This window comes from Parabacteroides johnsonii DSM 18315 (assembly GCF_025151045.1).
GTDB classification, from domain to species: Bacteria; Bacteroidota; Bacteroidia; order Bacteroidales; family Tannerellaceae; genus Parabacteroides; species Parabacteroides johnsonii.
In genome coordinates, this window is sequence record NZ_CP102285.1 from 765,096 (window position 1) to 784,306 (window position 19,211).

Consider the following 19,211-nt stretch of genomic DNA (forward strand, 5'->3'; position numbering starts at 1 on the left):
AAAAAGTCATGATAAAGATCGAAGGTTTAAGTAAGTTTTTCCGTACGGAAGAGGTAGAGACGATTGCATTGAATAATGTTTCCCTGGAAGTGAAAGATGGCGAATTCGTGGCTATCATGGGGCCTTCCGGATGTGGCAAGTCTACATTGCTGAACATATTAGGATTACTGGATAATCCGACGTCGGGCGACTATTACCTGGCAGACAAGGAAGTCGGGCATCTCAAAGAGAAGGAACGTACGCAGGTTCGCAAAGGCAATATCGGTTTCGTATTCCAGAGTTTCAACCTGATCGACGAACTGAACGTGTTCGAGAACGTGGAACTCCCGCTTACCTATCTCAAAGTAAAAGCCGGCGAACGTAAGCAGATGGTGAACGACATCCTGAAACGGATGAATATCAGTCACCGTGCGGGCCATTTCCCACAGCAGCTTTCCGGAGGTCAGCAACAACGTGTGGCCATTGCCCGCGCCGTCGTTTCGAATCCGAAGATCATCCTCGCCGATGAGCCGACCGGTAACCTGGACTCTAAAAACGGCGCGGAAGTGATGCAATTGCTTACCGAGCTGAACCGGGAAGGTACCACTATCGTCATGGTGACCCACTCCAAGCACGATGCCAGTTTTGCCCACCGGATCATCAACCTGTTCGACGGTAGCATCGTTTCGTCAGTGAACGAGTTCATTTGATGTAGGTTTTTGGACGAAAATGAAATAACTTTCAGAATAAAATCATACCTTTGGAGCAATCTAAATTTAATAGACCATGATCAATAGAAGAAACTTTTTGAGAAATGCGTCCCTGTTTACGTTGGGGGGCCTGATGGCCGGTAAAGTAGGGAATGCCGTTGCAGCACAGCCTGCGACATCTGCTGTTTTCGAAGCGACGGCAGCTAAGAATATCGGTTTACAAATCTATTCTTTAGGTGGCGAGCTATACAAGGATGTTCCGGGAGGAATGAAGAAACTGAAAAAGATGGGGTATCAGACCATTGAACTTGCCGGTTATGGTAAGGGTAAGATCCGTGATATCGAATTGATGGACTTTAAGAAGATGGCGGATGATGCCGGTATTAAAATCCTGAGTTCGCATGTGAATCCTCCTGTTCGCGAATACACGAAAGAAAATCTGAATACGATAAAGGAATTCTGGAAAAAGACGGCTGATGACCATGCCAAGTTAGGTGTGAAATATCTGGTTCAGCCCGGTCAGCCCAGTACCCGTAACGTGGAAGAAACAAAATTTGTGTGTGAAGTCTTTAACGAAGCCGGAAAGATCGTGAAGGCAGCAGGTATACCGTTCGGTTACCATAACCACGACATGGAGTTTGCCAAGGTAGTTTCCGGTGGCACGGAAATGAAGTTCGGACGCCATAACAAAGGCGAAAAAGTGTATGACATCTTCCTGGCGAATACCGACCCGTCTTTGGTTTTCTTTGAGATGGATGTTTATTGGGCCGTTATGGGCCAGCAGGACCCGGTTGAGTATATCAAGAAATATGCAGATCGTATCAAAGTGCTCCATATCAAAGACCGTTATGTCTTGGGTGATTCCGGTATGATGAATTTCGAGCAGATATTTAAACATTTCTATGCAAATGGCCATAAAGACTATTTCGTAGAAATGGAAGGTACAGGCAGTGGACACCAGTTCGAAGGCGTGAAAAAAAGTGCCGATTATCTGCTGAAATCTTCGTTTGTAAAGTAAGTAGACGCAGAAGCATTAATAGAGTAGAGGTGTGTCGAAACTATCCTGTTCCCGCGCTTGACGCGGGATCGCATTAAAACCAGCCCTATAAAAGTCTGTCCTTTTGCGACCCCGCATCAAGTACGGGGACAAGGAGATTTTGACACACCTTCCTATATGTTATGTCTGGAAATCTTCCGCGTCCACTTTTACAACTTCTGTGTCTACCTTATAACGCCTCTTTGATCTTTTCAACCATATCCTGGTATTCCATGTCCGTCAAGTAGACTTTTTGCGGGTTCATGGTGAATGTTCCGCCGAAGTCAGGGCCTCCTTCATATTTCGGAGCCAAGTGGAAATGAAGGTGCGACAGTTTATCCTAATAAGCACCGTAGTTGATCTTTTGCGGATTGAATACTTTCTGCATCGCGCGGGTCACCCGTACGACATCGGCCATAAATGCATTCCGTTCTTCGTCGCTGAGCATGTTCAAGTCGTGTACATGGTCTTTGTAGGCAACCAGGCAACGCCCGTGATACGTTTGTTCTTTGAACAGGAACAGTCTGGATACCGAGAGAGGAGCGATTTCGATCATCAGCTCGTGTAAAGTCTGATTGTTCTGGCAATACAGACAATCTTTAGGATCACTTAAATTCATATTTTATTAGATTTCATTAATGATGTTGCTAAATTAACAATTAAAATGGAGATTGGGAGAAGTATGCCACATTTATTGTAGAAAAAATACACGGGCTTCTACATCTTTTCCCCTGTTTTACGGTCTGGTATCCGGCGATATACTGTTTTTTACCCCTTATTTTGTAAGCTCTGGAATACTTTGCCAAGTTTTTGGCACGCTGCTGTGGTACGATCCTTGTACTGGTCTAATCAGATTGAATGAAGGTTTTAGTAATCACTTAGGTATTAATTTTTAAATTGTTAGAGTCATGAAAAAGATTGTTTTAATGGTAGCAGTAGCAGCATGTGTGGCATTCGCATCACAAAGTGTACAGGCATCGGCAGTGCAAACATCAGTTGAAAACGTAATGCAGGATGATTTCGTGAAAATCGAGGTGAAGGAACTTCCCCAGGTCGTACAGGATGCAATTGCCAAATCTTACGAAGGCAGTACGGTGAAGGAAGCCTATGTTGCCGGTGCCGACGGTGCCAAGAAGTACAAAGTCGTCCTTGTCGACAAAGATCAGAAGGAACAGATGGTTGTTCTGAATGAACAGGGCGAGGTAATCGAATAAAATGTATCTATCTCCCGATACTGTTTTTCTAATAAAACCTTAATAAGGGTTAGTAAAACTTATCGACACATAAAGCCGTTCTGTCTGCGAAGATAGAATGGCTTTTTTTATATATTAATTAGATTTATTTTCATCTTGTTAGATGTGAGAGTTCGAATAATTCATATCTTCGCCTCCCTAATCAATCGCTGTGTATATAGCAAATGGAAATATTTATAATTATTGGTCTTATCTTATTGAATGGCCTTCTTTCTATGTCGGAAATTGCTTTGGTGTCGGCACGTAAGGCGCGCCTCGAAGTAGAAGCAAAACGTGGTACCAAATCTGCCAAAACAGCTTTGAAGCTGGCAAACGAACCGGACCGGTTTCTTTCAACTATCCAGATCGGGATTACGCTTATCGGTATTTTGACCGGTTTATATTCGGGTGAGGCTTTTGCCTATGACCTGGCCGAGCATGTCCGCCGCATTCCTTTTCTGGAACCTTATGCATTGGTTGTTTCCAAAACCACAATTGTTGTGATCGTCACTTATCTGACACTGATTATGGGTGAGTTGGTCCCCAAACGTATCGGTATGGGCTATGCGGAGCGGGTGTCGATGTTGGTTGCCAAGCCGATGAATATCCTCTCGCTGATCGCTTCGCCTTTCGTATGGCTGTTATCCAAGAGTACGGCGTTGACCGTTAAACTGATCGGAACTGATGCGACTGAGGAAAACAGGGTGACGGAGGAGGAGATCAAGGCGATTGTCAAAGAAGGCTTTGATGTCGGCGAAGTGCAGGAGGTCGAACAGGATATCGTGGAACGCGTGTTTAACTTGGGCGACCGTAATGTCGGATCTATTATGACACACCGCAGCGAGCTTGTATGGCTGGACTTGACGGACAGTATCGAGCAGATACGTGAGAAAGTCCAGGAAAATCTTTTCAACATCTATCCGGTTGCCGCCGGAAAGTTTGACGATATCAAAGGTGTTGTTTATTTGAAAGACCTGTTCGGACGTATCGATGAGCCAGATTTCTCTTTGTCCCAGGTGATTCGTCCGGCAGAGTTTATGCCGGAAAACCAGAGTGTGTATAATGCATTGGAACAGTTTAAGCAGGCACGTGTGAAATATGGTATCGTTACGGACGAGTTTGGAGGTATCCAGGGGATTGTTACCCTAAAGGATATTATGGAAGGTCTGATCGGGCAGGTTCCCGATGTGGGTGAAGAGGCCGAGGTTGTCGAGCGGTCTGACGGAACCTGGCTGGTGGACGGACAATACAGCTTCTATGATTTCCTTGAATATTTCGACATGGAAGATTTGTATGCCGAGCATGACTATAATACACTCAGCGGTCTGATCTTGGAGATTTTGGAACGGGTTCCGAAGACCGGTGAGAAATTGAGCTGGCTGAACTTCGAATTCGAGATCGTCGATATGGACGGTGCTCGTATAGATAAGGTTTTGGTCTCTAAGATACCTCAGAAAGAATAAACCGGAGTCAGATCTCTGCCAGCCTGTGCAACACTTCCATCTTGCCGAAGAGGATGAGCAGATCACCCTCTTCGACTCTCAGGTCTCCGGTGATTTTGTCGATGACGGAGTATTGGGTTTGTTTTAATCCGATCAGGTTGCGTTCTGTTTTGGGACGTTCGATACCGACAAGGCGCACTCCGAAATTCTCTTCTATGTCTATGGTCTGTAGGGTCTGTCCAACAAAGGTGGTAGGTGCTTTTATCTTGTAGAGATGGTGTGTATTCGTCACCCTGTACCATTGTTTGAAGAGTTCTCCAAGTAAAGCTTGGGATGCATACATACCGGCAAAATCATCTTCCGGAGTAATGATCTCCGCAACGCCGATCGAGCGGATCACTGCCTCGTGGATGGGAGAAATCCCCCGTACGATCAGTTTGTTTACATCTAAGTTTTTTAGCAAGGCAACAGTCTGTATGGAGGTACCGAAATCTTTGCCGAAGGTGACGAAGATGGCATCCATCTCGTTCAGAGGTAGTGTGTTCAAGGCGTCCTTGTCTGTCGTGTCGAGGCTGATTGCTCCGGATATGGTGTGTTTGACCGCTTCGATCTTGTGCGGGTTGATATCTACGCCGATCACTTCATTTCCGATACGTGTCAGGCTTTCGGCGATGGCACGTCCCAGGTTTCCTAATCCGATTACTAAATATTTCATATTGTATTCTTTTTGTTACATTAATATATTTTCCTGTGGATAGGTGTAATTCTTCTTTTTGTATTCCTTGTAGAAACTGATAAAGAAAGTCAGTATACCGATACGCCCGACCAACATGGTGAAGATGATGACCAGTTTTCCCGAAATACTCAGCAACGGGCTGAAATTCAAACTTAACCCTACCGTGCTGAGTGCCGACACGACCTCGAAGGTTAAGGTGAAGACCGATACGTCTTTTTCGGTAATGGACAGTACCCAGACGGCCAATCCCAGCCAGCAGAAATAGAAAACGATTGTGGCGAAAGCCCTGCGTATGGTTTCCGGTGATATTTCACGTTTGCGGATTTCCACATTCTCTTTTCCGCGGGCGGCGTTGTGTGCGGTCAGCAGGGCGACACAGACGGTCGTTACTTTCAAGCCGCCGCCGGTAGACATGGGAGCGGCACCTATTATCATCAGGATCAGTGTCAGCATGAGTGTTCCGGTAGTCAGCGTCCCCATATCCGCAACGCAGAATCCGGCCGTACGCGGGGTGACGGCTCCTAGGAATGCATTGGCAAGCTGTCCCCTGAATGGCAATCCGGCGAGTGTATTGTCCATTTCCAGCAAATAGTAGAAAAAGGTACCGCCGGAAAGCAGTACCAACGTACTGATCACTACGATGTATGTGTTGATATTGATAATTCGGGGAGTATGGATATAATGCTTCTGCTGTCCGATCACGATCTTGAATGTATTGACAAGCAGATGTCGTAACAACTTCAGGTAGTTGAAGACGATCGGGAAACCTAACCCGCCGAATACGATGAGCAGGGCGATCCAGACATGCAGGTTGTACTTTTGGGCGACCAGCGGATCATACATGTTTCCACTCAGAGTCGAGATTCCTGCATTACAGAAAGCTGAAACGGCATGAAACACAGCATAGAACACTTCTTCCTGTGTGCCTCCCGGCAAAGCCCCTTTTATGTCCAAATAAATCAGATAGGCCCCTACGCCTTCGATAAACAGTGTCACGAACAGGATATTAAGGATCACCCGGAACAGTCCGTTCACCCGGTCTTCGTTCAACATGTCTTTCAGTACGAGCTTGCTGGTGAAAGATGAATGCCCCATGAAAGAAAGGGCGAAAAAGCTGGTGAAAGTCATGACTCCTATACCGCCGATCTGGATAAGGAACATGATGATGATATGTCCCGTATGTGTGAAGGTCGTTGCTACGTCGACTGTTGTCAGTCCGGTCACGCAGACGGAGGTGGTCGAGATGAACAGGGCGTCTACGAAATGAATCCCGTGTATTGTGGCGTTTGGCAACATCAGCAGTCCCGAACCGACAAGAATGACAAACACGAAGCTCAGCAGGAACAGGAGGGACGGCTTGATATGGCTTTGCAACAGTGTGAATGTCTGACGTGACAAATGGATGGCGCTCAGCAACAGCAGGAGGAAATAGACGAACAGTGGTTCCGTGAGGAAACTGAGGTAAGGCAACGACTGATGGATAGCTTCTTTGAAGAATACTTTGCCTGATAGTACGGCAAAGAGGAAAAAATAAATGCCGATATCCAGGTATAGCATCTTCTCTTGTATGATCTCTTTGAATTTTAAAATATACCGGAGCGATATTCCCGTAAAGAAAGCCAGCAGGAGATAAACCCGGCTGGCTTCCAGCATATGGGTGACATGGGCCGAATATTTGAATCCGAACTGATAGACCAGGATGAAAAGGGAGGCGAGTGAGGCAACAAGTATGATCCCTTCGGCCGCCATATTTAGCAAACCCTTCATATTCGCCCAGTACATTCGGAATGAGAACTGTAGATGTTTGATATCCATAGTGCGTCTTTTTTAAAATAACAAATGTATTAAATAAATGTTAGAAGTATCTTCCCTTTTTGGATAATCGCATTAAAATTCAGGTTCGGCGCAGTTCCTTTTTCTTTGAGTGGTAATGTATGTTAAATAACGAGCTTTTTATCCTTTTAAATAGATATTGTTCAAATTACATTATGCCGTATGTCGTTTTTAACCTTATATTTGCGGAGAATCTTTATTGTGATATTATGGAAACACTGAAAAATAAGCGTGAAATGTTTTATCCACACGTTTCGGTCGATTGCGTATTGCTTGGGACAAACGAAGATAAATTGTGTGTGTTGCTTGTCGAAAGACAAGTTGCCGGTAGTAACGAGAAACACTACAAATTGCCGGGAAGCCTGATTTATGAGAGTGAAGATCTGGATACGGCCGCTTACCGGGTCTTAAACGAAGCGACAGGTCTTAAACGTGTTGCCCTGAAACAGTTCCGCAGTTTCGGGTCTCCTGCCCGTACCAAGAATAAAGAGGATGTGCAATGGCTGGAAAATGCTTCCAAGATGAAAATCACACGGATCGTGACGGTCGCTTATCTGGCGTTGTGTAAGTTTGGGAAGAAAATGACGATGGGAGAGATGTCCGATACTCTTATCTGGGCACCTGTCAATGAATTGCCACATCTGCCATTTGACCATAAGGAGATTGTTGAAGCTGCCGGCGAGGAGATACGTCGGTGGGTGGATGTCGAACCGGGTATCGTTTTCGATTATCTTCCGTCAAAGTTTACAGCCTATCAGTTGCGGCGCATTTTCGAGATCATTTATAATAAGACGATAGATGTACGCAACTTCCATAAAAAGATGACGGCGATGGAATATGTCGTACAGACGGATGAGGTGGAAACGGGTGTGAACCACCGGGCGGCCCGTTATTATCGATTCGACAAGGTAAAGTATAACAAGTTACATTCGAAGTTTAATAAGATATAATATATGTGTTTATTAGGTTGTGATATCGGAAGCTCTTCGGTGAAGGCTTCTATTGTTGACAAAGATACGGGGCTGACGCTTGCCTCTGATTTTTATCCGAAAGAAGAGGCGGCGATCAAAGCCGTACGTCCCGGATGGGCAGAACAGGATCCGGATGACTGGTGGATGTATTTGAAAGAAGCGATAAAGGGTGCGATTGCGAAGGCGGGTATCAAAGGAACTGAAGTAGATGCGATCGGCATCTCGTACCAGATGCATGGTCTCGTGCTGGTAGACAAAAAGATGCAGGTGCTGCGCCCTTCAGTGATCTGGTGTGACAGCCGTGCAGTACCTTATGGGGACCGGGCTTTCAAGTCGATCGGTGAAAAGCAATGCCTGGCACATCTTTTGAATTCTCCCGGAAACTTTACGGCTTCCAAATTGGCATGGGTTAAAGAGTTTGAACCGCAGATATTCGGACAGGTACATAAATTCATGTTGCCTGGCGACTTTATTGCTATGCGCATGACAGGCGATATCGTTACGACTGTTTCAGGCCTTTCGGAAGGAATTTTCTGGGATTTCCGGAATAACAGTGTTTCTGAAGATTTGATGAACTATTTTGGGTTCGGCAAGGAGCTGATTCCGGATATTCGTCCGACTTTCGGTGTGCAAGGGGAATTGCTCGGATCGGTTGCTTCGGAGTTGGGTTTGAAGAAGGGGACACCGGTTACCTATCGGGCAGGCGACCAGCCTAACAATGCGTTGTCGCTGAATGTCCTGAACCCGGGTGAGATAGCTGCTACGGGCGGTACGTCAGGGGTTGTGTACGGTGTGAATGGCAAGGTGAACTACGATACACTGTCCCGAGTGAATACTTTTGCGCATGTGAACCATTCGGCAGACCAGATACGCTTAGGTGTCCTCTTATGTATCAACGGTGTGGGAATCCTCAATTCATGGGTGAAGCGGAATGTGGCTCCGGAAGGTATAAGCTATCCTGCTTTGAACGAGCTGGCGGCGACCGTTCCGATCGGTTCGGAAGGCTTGTCGATCCTGCCTTTCGGAAACGGTGCAGAGCGTATGTTACAGAACAAGCAGGTGGATTGCTCCATTTATGGGCTGAATTTCAACATTCACAATAAAGCGCATATCGCCCGTGCCGCACAGGAAGGGATCGTCTTCTCTTTCAAATATGGTATGGATATTATGAACGAGATGGGGATCGATATCGGGGTGATCCGTGCAGGTAATGCCAACCTGTTCCTAAGCCCGATTTTCCGGGATGCGTTGGCTGGCGTTACTGGAGCGGTGATCGAACTTTACGATACGAATGGGGCTGTCGGGGCTGCCAAAGGTGCCGGTATCGGTGCTGGTATCTATGCGTCGGCGGAAGAGGCGTTTGCTTCCTTGAAAAAGATCAATGTGATAGAGCCGGATGGGCTGAAAGCGGACAAATACTGCGGGGCTTTCGAGGTCTGGAAAGAACGGTTGGAGAAAGCATTGGCGTAACAAAAGAAAAAATTGTATAATCAATAAATACTTATTATTATGAATTACTTTAAAGGTGAAAAAGAATTTTTTCCGGGGATTGGAAAAATAGAGTTTGAAGGACGCGAATCAAAAAATCCGATGGCTTTTCATTATTATGATGAAAATAAGGTCGTAATGGGTAAAACTCTGAAAGACCATCTGCGTTTCGCTATGGCCTATTGGCATACATTGTGTGCGGAAGGGGCCGATCAGTTCGGTGGCGGAACGAAAACATTTCCCTGGAATGCGGGTGCGGACCGTATTTCTCGTGCCAAGTATAAAATGGATGCTGCTTTCGAATTTATGACGAAATGTAATATCCCTTACTACTGTTTTCATGATGTGGATGTTGTGGATGAAGCACCGACGTTGGCCGAATTTGAAAAAGACCTGCATACGATGGTTGAATATGCCAAACAGCATCAGGAAGCGACAGGGAAGAAGCTGTTGTGGTCTACCGCCAATGTGTTCGGGCATAAACGTTATATGAACGGGGCGGCTACAAATCCTTATTTCCCTGCTGTGGCTTGTGCCGGCACGCAGATCAAAAACGCGATTGACGCTTGTATTGCCTTGGGTGGCGAAAACTATGTGTTCTGGGGCGGACGTGAAGGGTATATGAGCTTGTTGAACACCAACATGAAACGCGAAAAGGAACATCTTGCCATGATGCTGACGATGGCACGTGATTATGCCCGCAAGAACGGGTTCAAAGGTACTTTCCTGGTAGAGCCTAAACCGATGGAACCGACAAAACATCAGTATGACGTGGATACGGAAACGGTTATCGGCTTCCTGCGCCATTATGGTCTCGACAAGGATTTTGCCATTAATATCGAAGTGAACCATGCTACATTAGCCGGACATACATTCGAACATGAACTTCAGGCTGCCGCCGATGCCGGTATGTTGTGCAGTATCGATGCCAATCGCGGTGATTATCAGAATGGTTGGGATACAGACCAGTTCCCGGTTGACATCTACGAACTGACACAGGCTTGGCTGGTTATCCTCGAAGCAGGCGGCTTGACTACCGGAGGCACGAACTTCGATGCCAAGACACGTCGTAACTCGACCGATCTGGATGATATCTTCCTGGCTCATATCAGCGGTATGGATTCCTTTGCCCGTGCCTTGATGGCTGCTGCCGATATCCTGGAACATTCCGATTACAAGAAAATGCGTGCCGAACGTTACGCCAGCTTTGACCAGGGTGACGGTAAGAAGTTCGAAGAAGGCAAACTCCTTCTTGAAGACCTGCGTACCATCGCTCTTGCCAGTGACGAACCAAAGCAGATCAGCGGGAAACAGGAATTGTATGAGATGATTATCAACCAGTACATTTAATAACATATAAATACTGATTTACCGGTGTGCAATAAAATAAAGGTGTCCCGTAGGGGCGGGGTTCTACTCCGCCCAATGAAAATAAAGTTCGCCTTGCCGGATTCGATGGGCAGAGCAGAGCCCTGCCCCTACAAACGACAATTATTTTGTATGGCCGTGTCATCCAAGTCCCATACCGATAAATCATTATTTACCTCTATGAATCTCTATCGTGAAAAACAACAACTACATTTTTGGAATCACCCTTGTGGCGACATTGGGGGGATTATTATTCGGATATGATACAGCGGTGATATCCGGGACGGTCGAATCGCTACGTAAATTCTTTATTGAACCTTTCGGACTACCATTGGATCAGGCGAATGCGCTTGAAGGATTCGTTGTAAGCAGTGCCCTGATCGGTTGTATATTAGGTGCTTCTTTTGCCGGTTGGATCAGCCAGCGGTATGGACGGAAACCTACGCTTGTGTTGGCTGCCATCCTGTTTTTGCTGTCGGCAATCGGTTCGGCATGGCCGGAACTGTTTGTCGGGATGCCTGGTAGCGGAGATCACACATTCATGTATCTTTTTGTGTTTTACCGGATTGTCGGAGGAGTAGGAGTTGGTTTGGCTTCTATGGTTTCTCCGATGTATATTGCCGAGATGGCACCGGCGGAAAAACGGGGAAATCTGGTGTCGTGGAACCAGTTTGCGATTATTTTCGGTATGCTTGTCGTCTATTTTGTAAATTACAGTATCGCGTTGCAGGGAGATGCCGCCTGGTTGCACGCGATTGGCTGGCGTTGGATGTTCGCGTCCGAGATCGTCCCGGCTTTACTTTTCCTGGTCCTTCTGATGTTTGTGCCGGAAACGCCCCGTTATTTGGTGATGCGCGGTAAAACAGATAAGGCGCTGTCCGTACTGGATCGCTTGATGGGAAAAGAAAAAGCGGCACCCGAACTGGTTGAAATAAAAGAAAGTTTCAGGAAACAGGAACCTTCCATGCGTCCTTACTTCTTATTTATGGGGATGTGGCTGGTGCTGTTTCTGCTTTTGTACGGAGCGTTGGAATTGGCTGGTAATACGAGTGCTTTGGAGATCGCTTTGATCGGTAGTTTTTTTGTGTCTTTGATCTTTCCGGTGGGTTCGTTCGGCATACTGATCATATTTGTCGGTGTCCTTCTGTCCGGTTTCCAGCAGTTTGTCGGGATCAATGTCGTGTTGTATTATGCGCCGGAGATATTTAAAACAATGGGAGCCGCCACCGATGCCGCTTTGTTGCAGCAGATCGTGGTAGGAGCTGTGAACCTCTCTTTTACCGTACTGGCTATCTTTACGGTCGACCGGTTCGGACGCCGTCCGCTTATGATTATCGGGGCATTGGTCATGGCCGTTTCGATGATGATCTTGGGGACGACTTTCTATACGCACTCCGTCGGTATCGGCTCGTTGGTTTGCATGTTGGTGTACACGGCTGGTTTTGCGATGTCATGGGGGCCGGTCTGTTGGGTATTGCTGGCAGAGATCTTCCCGAATACGATCCGCTCGACAGTGATGAGTATTGCCGTTGCCGGGCAATGGATCGCCAATTTCCTTGTCTCCTGGACTTTCCCGATGCTTGATAAGAACCAGTATCTGACCGATACGTTCAATCATGGTATGGCCTACTGGGTTTATGGTGTCATGGGAGTTTTGGCCGCTCTGTTTATCTGGAAATTCGTTCCCGAAACAAAGGGCAAGACACTGGAACAGATGGAACAATATTGGAAATAAATCCGTAAGTTTGCCGTTCGAAAAGACAAGAATCGATGCGCATACTGAAAAAAATACTGATAGGAAGCCGGAACTTGTTGCTGTTTCTGTTTGTTTCCAGTTTGTTGGCTGTGGTGGCATATAAATTCATTCCTGTTTACTACACTCCGCTGATGTTTATCCGCGTCTACGAACAGGTTCGGGATAGTAAGCCCATCAAGCTGGAACACAAATGGATGCCTTTGAAGCAAATTGCCCAGCCATTGGCACAGGCGGTCGTGGCTTCGGAAGACAATCTTTTTCTCGACCATGATGGTTTCGATATGATACAGATTCAGAAAGCTCGTGCCGATGCCGAAAAAGGCAAACGTGTACGAGGAGCGAGCACGATCTCGCAACAGACTGCCAAGAACGTGTTTCTCTGGCCCGGAAGGACTTATTTGCGCAAAGGCATCGAGGCTTATTTCACCGTCCTGATCGAATGGATTTGGGGGAAAGAACGTATCATGGAAGTTTATCTGAACTCGATCGAAATGGGAGACGGTATTTATGGTGCCGAAGCAGTCGCACAGGCCCATTTCAAAAAGCCGGCCTATAAACTGACAAAGGCGGAAGCGGCTTTGATCGCTGCGACCTTGCCGAATCCCCGCAAGTTCAATTCTGCAAAACCTTCTCCTTATATGCTGAAACGGCAGACGAAGATCATGTCGCTGATGGAGAAACTGCTTAAGATCAAAATGGGGTATGACAGTGGTGACTCCGACCCTGAATCCGGTAGCAGGAAAGTGCGTAAACGTAAGAAGCTCCGGGCGGAATCCGGTATGACGGTATATCTGCCCGAAAAGAATATTTACATAAGAACGATAATCATATGAGTCATTTTATATATCACGATCTCGGACGTATCGAATATGAGAAGGCATTGGAACGCCAGACGGCTGCTTTCAACACCTTGTTGGAAGCGAAAGCGCAAGGCAGGACCGGGGAAAACCGGTTGTTCTTCTGCGAACATCAGCCGGTACTGACTATTGGAAAAAGTGGTAAAGACACCAACCTACTGATCCCGGAAGAACTGCTTGTGCAGCGGGGTGTCTCTTTTTACCATATCAACCGGGGAGGGGATATCACGTATCACGGTCCCGGACAAATCACCGGATATCCGGTCTTCGATCTCGATACCTGGAAGTTGGGACTCAAGCAATATATCGACAGGCTGGAAGAAACCATTATCCGCTTTTTAGCTATCTATGGCATTAAAGGGGAGCGGCTCGCGGGAGCTACAGGTGTGTGGATCGATCCTGATGTGCCGGGTAAAGCCCGTAAGATTTGTGCGATCGGTGTGAAAAGTAGCCGTTTCGTCACCATGCACGGCTTTGCCTTGAATATAAATACGAACTTGGATTACTTCTCCCTGATCAATCCTTGTGGCTTTAAAGATAAAGGAGTCACCTCGCTTGAAAAAGAGTTGGGGGCGGAACAGGATTTCGAAGCGGCCAAAGCATGTCTTCATTCACTTTTCATTGAAATGTTTCCGGAATGATGGTCCCGTATGCTATTCATCTCGCTCCTTTGCAGGGATATACCGATTGGGTCTACAGGGAAGCGCATGCACGAGTATTCGGGGGAGTCGATACCTATTACACTCCGTTCGTCCGTCTCGAAAAGGATGGCTTTCGTAATAAGGAATTGCGGGATCTTGCACCGGAAGCAAACGCATCCGCCTCACTTGTTCCCCAGATGATCGCAGCTTCGCCCGAAGAGTTCCGCCGGATTGCCGGTTTGTTTCGTGAATCGGGGTACCGACGTGCTGATATTAATTTGGGTTGTCCTTTCCCGATGCAGGCACGACAACATCGGGGAGCGGGTATCCTGCCTTATCCGGATGAGGTGAAGGTGTTGTTGGAAACGATTTTTGAATTCCCGGAGATACAATTCTCGGTCAAACTGCGGTTGGGTTGGGATTCTCCTGAGGAGGCGCAAGCGCTTCTTCCTTTTTTGAACAGATTGCCCCTCACACATCTCACATTGCATCCCAGGATCGGTACGCAGCAATATAAAGGAAAGACTGACCTGAGTGCCTTCTCCCGATTTTATGATTCATGCACGCTTCCGCTTTTCTATAATGGAGACATCCGGACTTTGCCGGATATTCGTTCGTTAACCGGACGTTTTCCCCGTTTGAAAGGTATCATGATAGGACGTGGTCTGCTGTCTTCTCCCTGGCTGGCAACGGAATATATATCCGATACCCCGCTTACCGCTCAGGAGAAGATAGAGAAGTTGTCTGCTTTCCATGCCTTACTGTTAGCGGGCTATTCTTCCCGTCTGGAGGGAGGCGAACACCAGGTACTCGACAAGATGAAGACCCTTTGGGATTACCTGTTGCCGGATGCAGAGAAACGGCTCCGGAAAAAAATATTGAAAAGTTCCCGGTTGGCAGATTATCAAGAGGCAGTGCGGAATTTGATTTACGACACCTCGATCACTGCCGGGCAATGATCCGAATGAACAGCCTCATTTAAAATATACGCTTTTTCCACTTGTGCTTTCATCGGTTCGCTGACCATGCAATAGTCAATACGCCAGCCCTTGTTTTTGGCACGGGCGCTGAAACGATAACTCCACCAGGTATATTCCTGTTTGTCCGGGTTGAGAAGGCGGAACGTGTCGATATAGCCGGCATCCAGGAAACGAGTCATCCATTCCCGCTCTTCCGGAAGGAAGCCGCTGTTCGTCGCATTGCGTACCGGGTCATGAATATCAATCGGTTCGTGGCAGATATTGTAGTCCCCGCATAAGATCAGTTTCGGACGCGATTTTTGTAGTTCCACTACATAGTTCTGGAAATCTTCCAACCATTCCATCTTGAATGCCTGACGCTCATCGCCGCTCGTACCCGAAGGGTGGTAAACGCTGATCACCGACAGATCCCCGAAATCGGCCCGGATGAAACGCCCCTCGTTATCGTACTTTTCGATCCCCATCCCATATTCCACATGGTCCGGTTCTCGGCGGCTCAGGATTGCGACTCCGCTATAGCCTTTCTTCTGTGCACTGAAAAGCCATGCTTTGTAGCCGAGCGCTTCAAATGCTTCAGCCGGATATTGGTCCGGTTGCAACTTGGTTTCCTGTAGGCAAAGTACGTCGGGTTGTTCTTGTGCCAGCCATTCGGGCAATCCTTTTCCTACGGCGGCACGCAGGCCGTTTACATTGTATGTTATAATTTTCATCTCCTAATACTTATTTTAATGATAAGACAAATGTAATGTATTTTCTTCTATTGACATATTTTCAGTGAGGTAACCTCACCAAAATAACATTTCTCCTTTTTCCCGGGGAGGGAACTTTCGGCACAGTTATCAAAATGACACCTCTTTCCCATCTAAATTGAATTAATAGGGCATCTTTTGAAAATTACCCGCAAGGGTAATATTTTTTAACATTCTATTTGATAGCAAATACCCCGATTAGATGGTCAAAATGTCAATCCGTAAAAGATGATCAAAAAAAAATTTTTTCACATTTATCATTTTTAGATGCCTAATCTTGCCAAAACGTAAGAACAGTATGGATCGGAATTTTCGATGAAATAGAAAAATGGTGCAAAAAGGGGGTATTGTTGATTTTATTCTGTTACAAGTTGTTCTGAACAACTGGAACTATCATTCTCATATCCCTGTTATAAATATAGTTTGGACATATTTAAAATTATAGTTATGGCAAAAAGAAATAAGTTAGCCGTCTTTTCAGTGGTAGCTTTAGGCATGATGTTTTTTGCAGAGCAAAACAAAGCCTGTACGCGTGCGGTCTATCTGGGACCGGATGATATGATCGTGACAGGGCGGACGATGGATTGGAAAGAGGATCCGCAATCGAATATTTACCTTTTCCCTCGGGGAATGGGGAAATGGGGAGGGATTACGGACAATACGGTGACGTGGACTTCCAAATATGGGAGTGTTGTGACTGCCGGATATGATATCGGAGTTTGTGACGGTATGAATGAAAAAGGCCTGGTGGCGAACTTGCTTTTCCTGACCGAATCCTCTTATCATCGTCCGAATGATAGCCGTCCGGTGATGGGATTGAGCATCTGGACACAATATGTCTTGGATAATTTTGCGACGGTGGACGAAGCTGTGAATGAATTGAGCCTGGAAACTTTCCGTATCGATGACCCTGATTTACCTAACGGAGCAAAATCGACTTTGCACCTCTCGATTTCGGATGCGACCGGGAATAGTGCCATCTTTGAATATATCAACGGCAATCTGATTATTCATGAGGGACGAGAATGCCAGATAATGACAAATTCCCCTACCTATGACAAACAGTTGACTTTGAATGATTACTGGAAAGAGATTGGCGGTCTGGTTATGCTACCCGGGACAAACCGTGCTTCCGATCGCTTTGTCCGTGCATCGTTTTATATCCAGGCATTACCGCAAACCGATAATTTCAGGCAGGCTGTTGCCGGAGTTTTTAGTGTGATGCGCAATGTTTCGGTTCCTTTGGGAATCTCTATCCCCGAACAGCCCAATATTGCTTCGACTCGCTGGCGTACGGTAGCGGATCAAAAAAATAAAGTGTATTATTTCGAATCAACGCTTAGCCCCGATATTTTTTGGATCAATTTCAAAGACTTGGATTTTAAAACCGGAGCTCCGGTGAAGAAGTTGACGCTCACGGGTGGAGAGATTTATGCGGGCAATGCCGCCGGAAGGTTTCAGGCCGGAAAGTCACTTCACTTTCTGTTTGGGATATAGGAGGTTGTTTTGTATTTTTATGTCCGAATAAAAATGAGAGTAATATGATAGGAGCAATAGCCGGAGATATTATCGGTTCCGTATATGAGTTTGATAATATAAAGACAACGGTTTTTCCGTTCTTTACCAAGAAAAGCAATTATACGGACGACACGATTATGACGGTCGCCGTGACTGACTGGCTATTGTATGGAGGGAATCTCGTGCAAGTTATGCATCGTTATGGCAGGGAGTTTCCGTGTCCGATGGGAGGCTATGGAGCACGTTTCGGGCAATGGCTTTGTGAAACGAATCCACAGCCTTATAACAGTTGGGGGAATGGTTCGGCTATGCGGGTTAGCGCAGTTGGGTGGGCTTTTGGTTCATTGGAAAAAACATTGCAAGTGGCTGAAGAAACGGCTGCCGTTTCCCATAACCATCCGGAAGGGATCAAAGGGGCTCAAGCTGTGGCTGCTGCCATCTATCTGGCTCGTACAGGAAAAAGCAAACAAGCTATCCGAGAATATATTGAAACGACTTTTTTATATGATTTGAATTTTACCTGTGACGAGATCCGGCCGGACTATCGCTTTAACCCAAGTTGTCAGGGAACTGTCCCGGAGGCGATTGTCGCTTTTTTGGAAAGTACGGATTTTGAAACTGCAATCCGTTTGGCCATTTCTCTCGGTGGCGATTCAGACACGTTGGCCTGCATTACGGGAGGAATAGCAGAAGCCTTTTATGGAATGTCCGAAGATTGGAAAATCGAAGTGTTGAGACGGTTGCCAGAGGCTTTTGTCGAAGTTGTTGAAGAATTTTATCAAAAAATATGATTGTAGGATTTCTTTTTTCGTACATTTGCGATATTCTTTATTGATGAAAACCTATTTATACATTTGAATATGAAACGAGTTCCCTTTTTTTACTATATCATGGCATGCCTGTTATCCATATGCATTACTGCGTGTGATAAGGAAGAGCAACTGATTGAAGATGAAATCCCGGAGATGATTAAGGTTGATCTCTCAAAAAGATATCCTTCTGTGGAAATCCTGAATTATCAGGAATATTCGAACTTTTCTCAAATAAATGTTATAGATAAAGACCAAAATGAAGCTTCGATCTGGTATGTGGATGATATTTGGAAAATGACTCACACGAAGATTGCTGATTTCAACCAGCTTTCGCTTGAAGCACAAACTGCTTTTGAAAATTCCAAGTATCGTTTTGCCCAATTTGAAAATATATACAAAACGGAGCGGGAGGGGATGGATAGAAGCCTTTATACATTACATTTTCTGTATCAGTGGAAAAATGTTAAAGATATGACACATTACGTTTGTCTGAATGATGACGGGATGTTCTTGGCTGTATATACATGGACACCGAATGACCCTACCTGGTTTGTTGATTTGCCGAAGGCTCATTTTGACTTTATCTATAAGAAATATGACGGTTCTGAAATTAGAGGATATCAGAATAATGGAGGATATTATGATTATTTTGTCCTTCATAACGACACCCTTAAATTTGTTTCTTTTAGAGGAGAGGTTGAAACTGATTATTATTTTTGGAAAGAGACAAGGTATGAAATCAGTTTAGATACAAAAGTCCCTGATAATGTGGCCAGAGTCCTGAAACGGGACAATCCCGATTTTGTTTATACAAACCTTTATTATATTGAATCTCCTGAAGGGAATGCCTATTTTTTCCAAGATAAGAATGATGACCGGGAATTAGGATACACTATTGCCGAAGATATTTCTTAGATTTATATTCCTGAAATTCTATAAGTAGAAAAAGCTCCGTCTTGACAAGGTAAAAGTAAACCTTTTTCCCAGCCGCCTTGTTCTTTTCCCGAAAACATGTAAAAAACGGCGTGAAACGAGACTGTTCGACAGGCTCTTTTAATGCGAAGTTCTAAAATGTATGACAAAATGACATATTTTGTTTCTGG

17 protein-coding genes and 1 pseudogene are annotated in these 19,211 nt (G+C 45.8%); 14 read left to right on the forward strand and 4 right to left on the reverse strand.

Annotated features, from left to right (window positions below; translation table 11 throughout):
- Positions 1-8 precede the first annotated feature (8 nt).
- Entirely contained in the window at positions 9-689 is a 681-nt protein-coding gene (locus NQ564_RS03325) for an ABC transporter ATP-binding protein (RefSeq protein WP_008147368.1), read from the forward strand.
- Positions 690-765: 76 nt separating this feature from the next.
- Entirely contained in the window at positions 766-1,707 is a 942-nt protein-coding gene (locus NQ564_RS03330) for a sugar phosphate isomerase/epimerase family protein (protein WP_008147370.1), read from the forward strand.
- 208 nt (positions 1,708-1,915) lie between these two features.
- On the opposite strand, the pseudogene NQ564_RS03335 reads toward NQ564_RS03330, so the two are convergent.
- A pseudogene (locus tag NQ564_RS03335) lies at positions 1,916-2,344 on the reverse strand (HIT family protein).
- A 289-nt stretch (positions 2,345-2,633) separates the two neighbouring features.
- Here NQ564_RS03335 and NQ564_RS03340 point away from each other — a divergent pair.
- Together NQ564_RS03340 and NQ564_RS03345 are read left to right on the forward strand one after the other, a co-directional pair.
- Positions 2,634-2,939 (forward strand): hypothetical protein, encoded by a 306-nt coding sequence (locus NQ564_RS03340; protein ID WP_008153548.1) that lies wholly within the window; start codon positions 2,634-2,636, stop codon positions 2,937-2,939.
- Positions 2,940-3,142: 203 nt separating this feature from the next.
- Entirely contained in the window at positions 3,143-4,420 is a 1,278-nt protein-coding gene (locus NQ564_RS03345; protein WP_227963214.1) for a hemolysin family protein, read from the forward strand.
- 7 nt (positions 4,421-4,427) lie between these two features.
- Here NQ564_RS03345 and NQ564_RS03350 read toward each other — a convergent pair whose 3' ends face one another.
- Both NQ564_RS03350 and NQ564_RS03355 read right to left on the reverse strand, forming a co-directional pair.
- Complete coding sequence (locus NQ564_RS03350; protein ID WP_008147377.1) at positions 4,428-5,114, reverse strand: potassium channel family protein; 687 nt, start codon at positions 5,112-5,114, stop codon at positions 4,428-4,430.
- A gap of 15 nt (positions 5,115-5,129) precedes the next feature.
- Positions 5,130-6,950 carry a TrkH family potassium uptake protein gene (locus NQ564_RS03355; RefSeq protein WP_087375386.1) on the reverse strand — a complete coding sequence of 607 codons (1,821 nt, stop codon included), beginning with the start codon at positions 6,948-6,950 and terminating at the stop codon, positions 5,130-5,132.
- A 227-nt stretch (positions 6,951-7,177) separates the two neighbouring features.
- Between NQ564_RS03355 and NQ564_RS03360 the strand changes: the two genes are divergently transcribed.
- From NQ564_RS03360 to NQ564_RS03390, 7 genes are all read left to right on the forward strand, one after another.
- Positions 7,178-7,918 (forward strand): NUDIX hydrolase, encoded by a 741-nt coding sequence (locus tag NQ564_RS03360; RefSeq protein WP_036608734.1) that lies wholly within the window; start codon positions 7,178-7,180, stop codon positions 7,916-7,918.
- A gap of 3 nt (positions 7,919-7,921) precedes the next feature.
- A complete protein-coding gene (locus NQ564_RS03365) occupies positions 7,922-9,409 on the forward strand; it encodes a xylulokinase (protein WP_008158515.1) in 1,488 nt (495 codons plus the stop codon).
- A gap of 39 nt (positions 9,410-9,448) precedes the next feature.
- Positions 9,449-10,777 carry a xylose isomerase gene (gene xylA / locus NQ564_RS03370; protein ID WP_008147386.1) on the forward strand — a complete coding sequence of 443 codons (1,329 nt, stop codon included), beginning with the start codon at positions 9,449-9,451 and terminating at the stop codon, positions 10,775-10,777.
- A gap of 211 nt (positions 10,778-10,988) precedes the next feature.
- Positions 10,989-12,530 carry a D-xylose transporter XylE gene (xylE, locus tag NQ564_RS03375; protein ID WP_129649771.1) on the forward strand — a complete coding sequence of 514 codons (1,542 nt, stop codon included), beginning with the start codon at positions 10,989-10,991 and terminating at the stop codon, positions 12,528-12,530.
- 35 nt (positions 12,531-12,565) lie between these two features.
- On the forward strand, positions 12,566-13,384 hold the full coding sequence (gene mtgA, locus NQ564_RS03380) for a monofunctional biosynthetic peptidoglycan transglycosylase (RefSeq protein ID WP_008147393.1): 819 nt from the start codon (positions 12,566-12,568) through the stop codon (positions 13,382-13,384).
- Complete coding sequence (lipB, locus tag NQ564_RS03385) at positions 13,381-14,049, forward strand: lipoyl(octanoyl) transferase LipB (protein ID WP_008147395.1); 669 nt, start codon at positions 13,381-13,383, stop codon at positions 14,047-14,049. The genes mtgA and lipB overlap by 4 nt, the downstream gene beginning before the upstream one ends.
- Complete coding sequence (locus NQ564_RS03390; RefSeq protein WP_008147397.1) at positions 14,046-15,008, forward strand: tRNA-dihydrouridine synthase family protein; 963 nt, start codon at positions 14,046-14,048, stop codon at positions 15,006-15,008. Before lipB ends, NQ564_RS03390 begins: the two co-directional genes overlap by 4 nt.
- On the opposite strand, the gene NQ564_RS03395 is transcribed toward NQ564_RS03390, so the two are convergent.
- On the reverse strand, positions 14,978-15,739 hold the full coding sequence (locus NQ564_RS03395) for an exodeoxyribonuclease III (protein WP_008147398.1): 762 nt from the start codon (positions 15,737-15,739) through the stop codon (positions 14,978-14,980). The genes NQ564_RS03390 and NQ564_RS03395 overlap by 31 nt on opposite strands.
- 486 nt (positions 15,740-16,225) lie before the next feature.
- Between NQ564_RS03395 and NQ564_RS03400 the strand changes: the two genes are divergently transcribed.
- From NQ564_RS03400 to NQ564_RS03410, 3 genes are all read left to right on the forward strand, one after another.
- Positions 16,226-17,275: a linear amide C-N hydrolase gene (locus NQ564_RS03400; RefSeq protein WP_008147400.1), complete on the forward strand. Its 1,050-nt coding sequence runs from the start codon at positions 16,226-16,228 to the stop codon at positions 17,273-17,275.
- Between the two features lie 44 nt (positions 17,276-17,319).
- The gene (locus NQ564_RS03405; protein ID WP_008147403.1) at positions 17,320-18,087 is read left to right on the forward strand and encodes an ADP-ribosylglycohydrolase family protein; all 768 of its coding nucleotides are present in this window, start codon (positions 17,320-17,322) and stop codon (positions 18,085-18,087) included.
- A 69-nt stretch (positions 18,088-18,156) separates the two neighbouring features.
- The gene (locus NQ564_RS03410; RefSeq protein ID WP_008147404.1) at positions 18,157-19,023 is read left to right on the forward strand and encodes a hypothetical protein; all 867 of its coding nucleotides are present in this window, start codon (positions 18,157-18,159) and stop codon (positions 19,021-19,023) included.
- Positions 19,024-19,211: the final 188 nt, after the last annotated feature.

Excerpts from the sequence above, each read along its gene's own strand:
- NQ564_RS03325 (WP_008147368.1), top strand. The coding sequence starts at position 9 with ATGATAAAGATCGAAGGTTTAAGTAAGTTTTTCCGTACGGAAGAGGTA.
- NQ564_RS03330 (WP_008147370.1), top strand. The coding sequence starts at position 766 with ATGATCAATAGAAGAAACTTTTTGAGAAATGCGTCCCTGTTTACGTTG.
- NQ564_RS03340 (WP_008153548.1), top strand. The coding sequence starts at position 2,634 with ATGAAAAAGATTGTTTTAATGGTAGCAGTAGCAGCATGTGTGGCATTC.
- NQ564_RS03345 (WP_227963214.1), top strand. The coding sequence starts at position 3,143 with ATGGAAATATTTATAATTATTGGTCTTATCTTATTGAATGGCCTTCTT.
- NQ564_RS03350 (WP_008147377.1), bottom strand. The coding sequence starts at position 5,114 with ATGAAATATTTAGTAATCGGATTAGGAAACCTGGGACGTGCCATCGCC.
- NQ564_RS03355 (WP_087375386.1), bottom strand. The coding sequence starts at position 6,950 with ATGGATATCAAACATCTACAGTTCTCATTCCGAATGTACTGGGCGAAT.
- NQ564_RS03360 (WP_036608734.1), top strand. The coding sequence starts at position 7,178 with ATGGAAACACTGAAAAATAAGCGTGAAATGTTTTATCCACACGTTTCG.
- NQ564_RS03365 (WP_008158515.1), top strand. The coding sequence starts at position 7,922 with ATGTGTTTATTAGGTTGTGATATCGGAAGCTCTTCGGTGAAGGCTTCT.
- xylA (WP_008147386.1), top strand. The coding sequence starts at position 9,449 with ATGAATTACTTTAAAGGTGAAAAAGAATTTTTTCCGGGGATTGGAAAA.
- mtgA (WP_008147393.1), top strand. The coding sequence starts at position 12,566 with ATGCGCATACTGAAAAAAATACTGATAGGAAGCCGGAACTTGTTGCTG.
- lipB (WP_008147395.1), top strand. The coding sequence starts at position 13,381 with ATGAGTCATTTTATATATCACGATCTCGGACGTATCGAATATGAGAAG.
- NQ564_RS03390 (WP_008147397.1), top strand. The coding sequence starts at position 14,046 with ATGATGGTCCCGTATGCTATTCATCTCGCTCCTTTGCAGGGATATACC.
- NQ564_RS03395 (WP_008147398.1), bottom strand. The coding sequence starts at position 15,739 with ATGAAAATTATAACATACAATGTAAACGGCCTGCGTGCCGCCGTAGGA.
- NQ564_RS03400 (WP_008147400.1), top strand. The coding sequence starts at position 16,226 with ATGGCAAAAAGAAATAAGTTAGCCGTCTTTTCAGTGGTAGCTTTAGGC.
- NQ564_RS03405 (WP_008147403.1), top strand. The coding sequence starts at position 17,320 with ATGATAGGAGCAATAGCCGGAGATATTATCGGTTCCGTATATGAGTTT.
- NQ564_RS03410 (WP_008147404.1), top strand. The coding sequence starts at position 18,157 with ATGAAACGAGTTCCCTTTTTTTACTATATCATGGCATGCCTGTTATCC.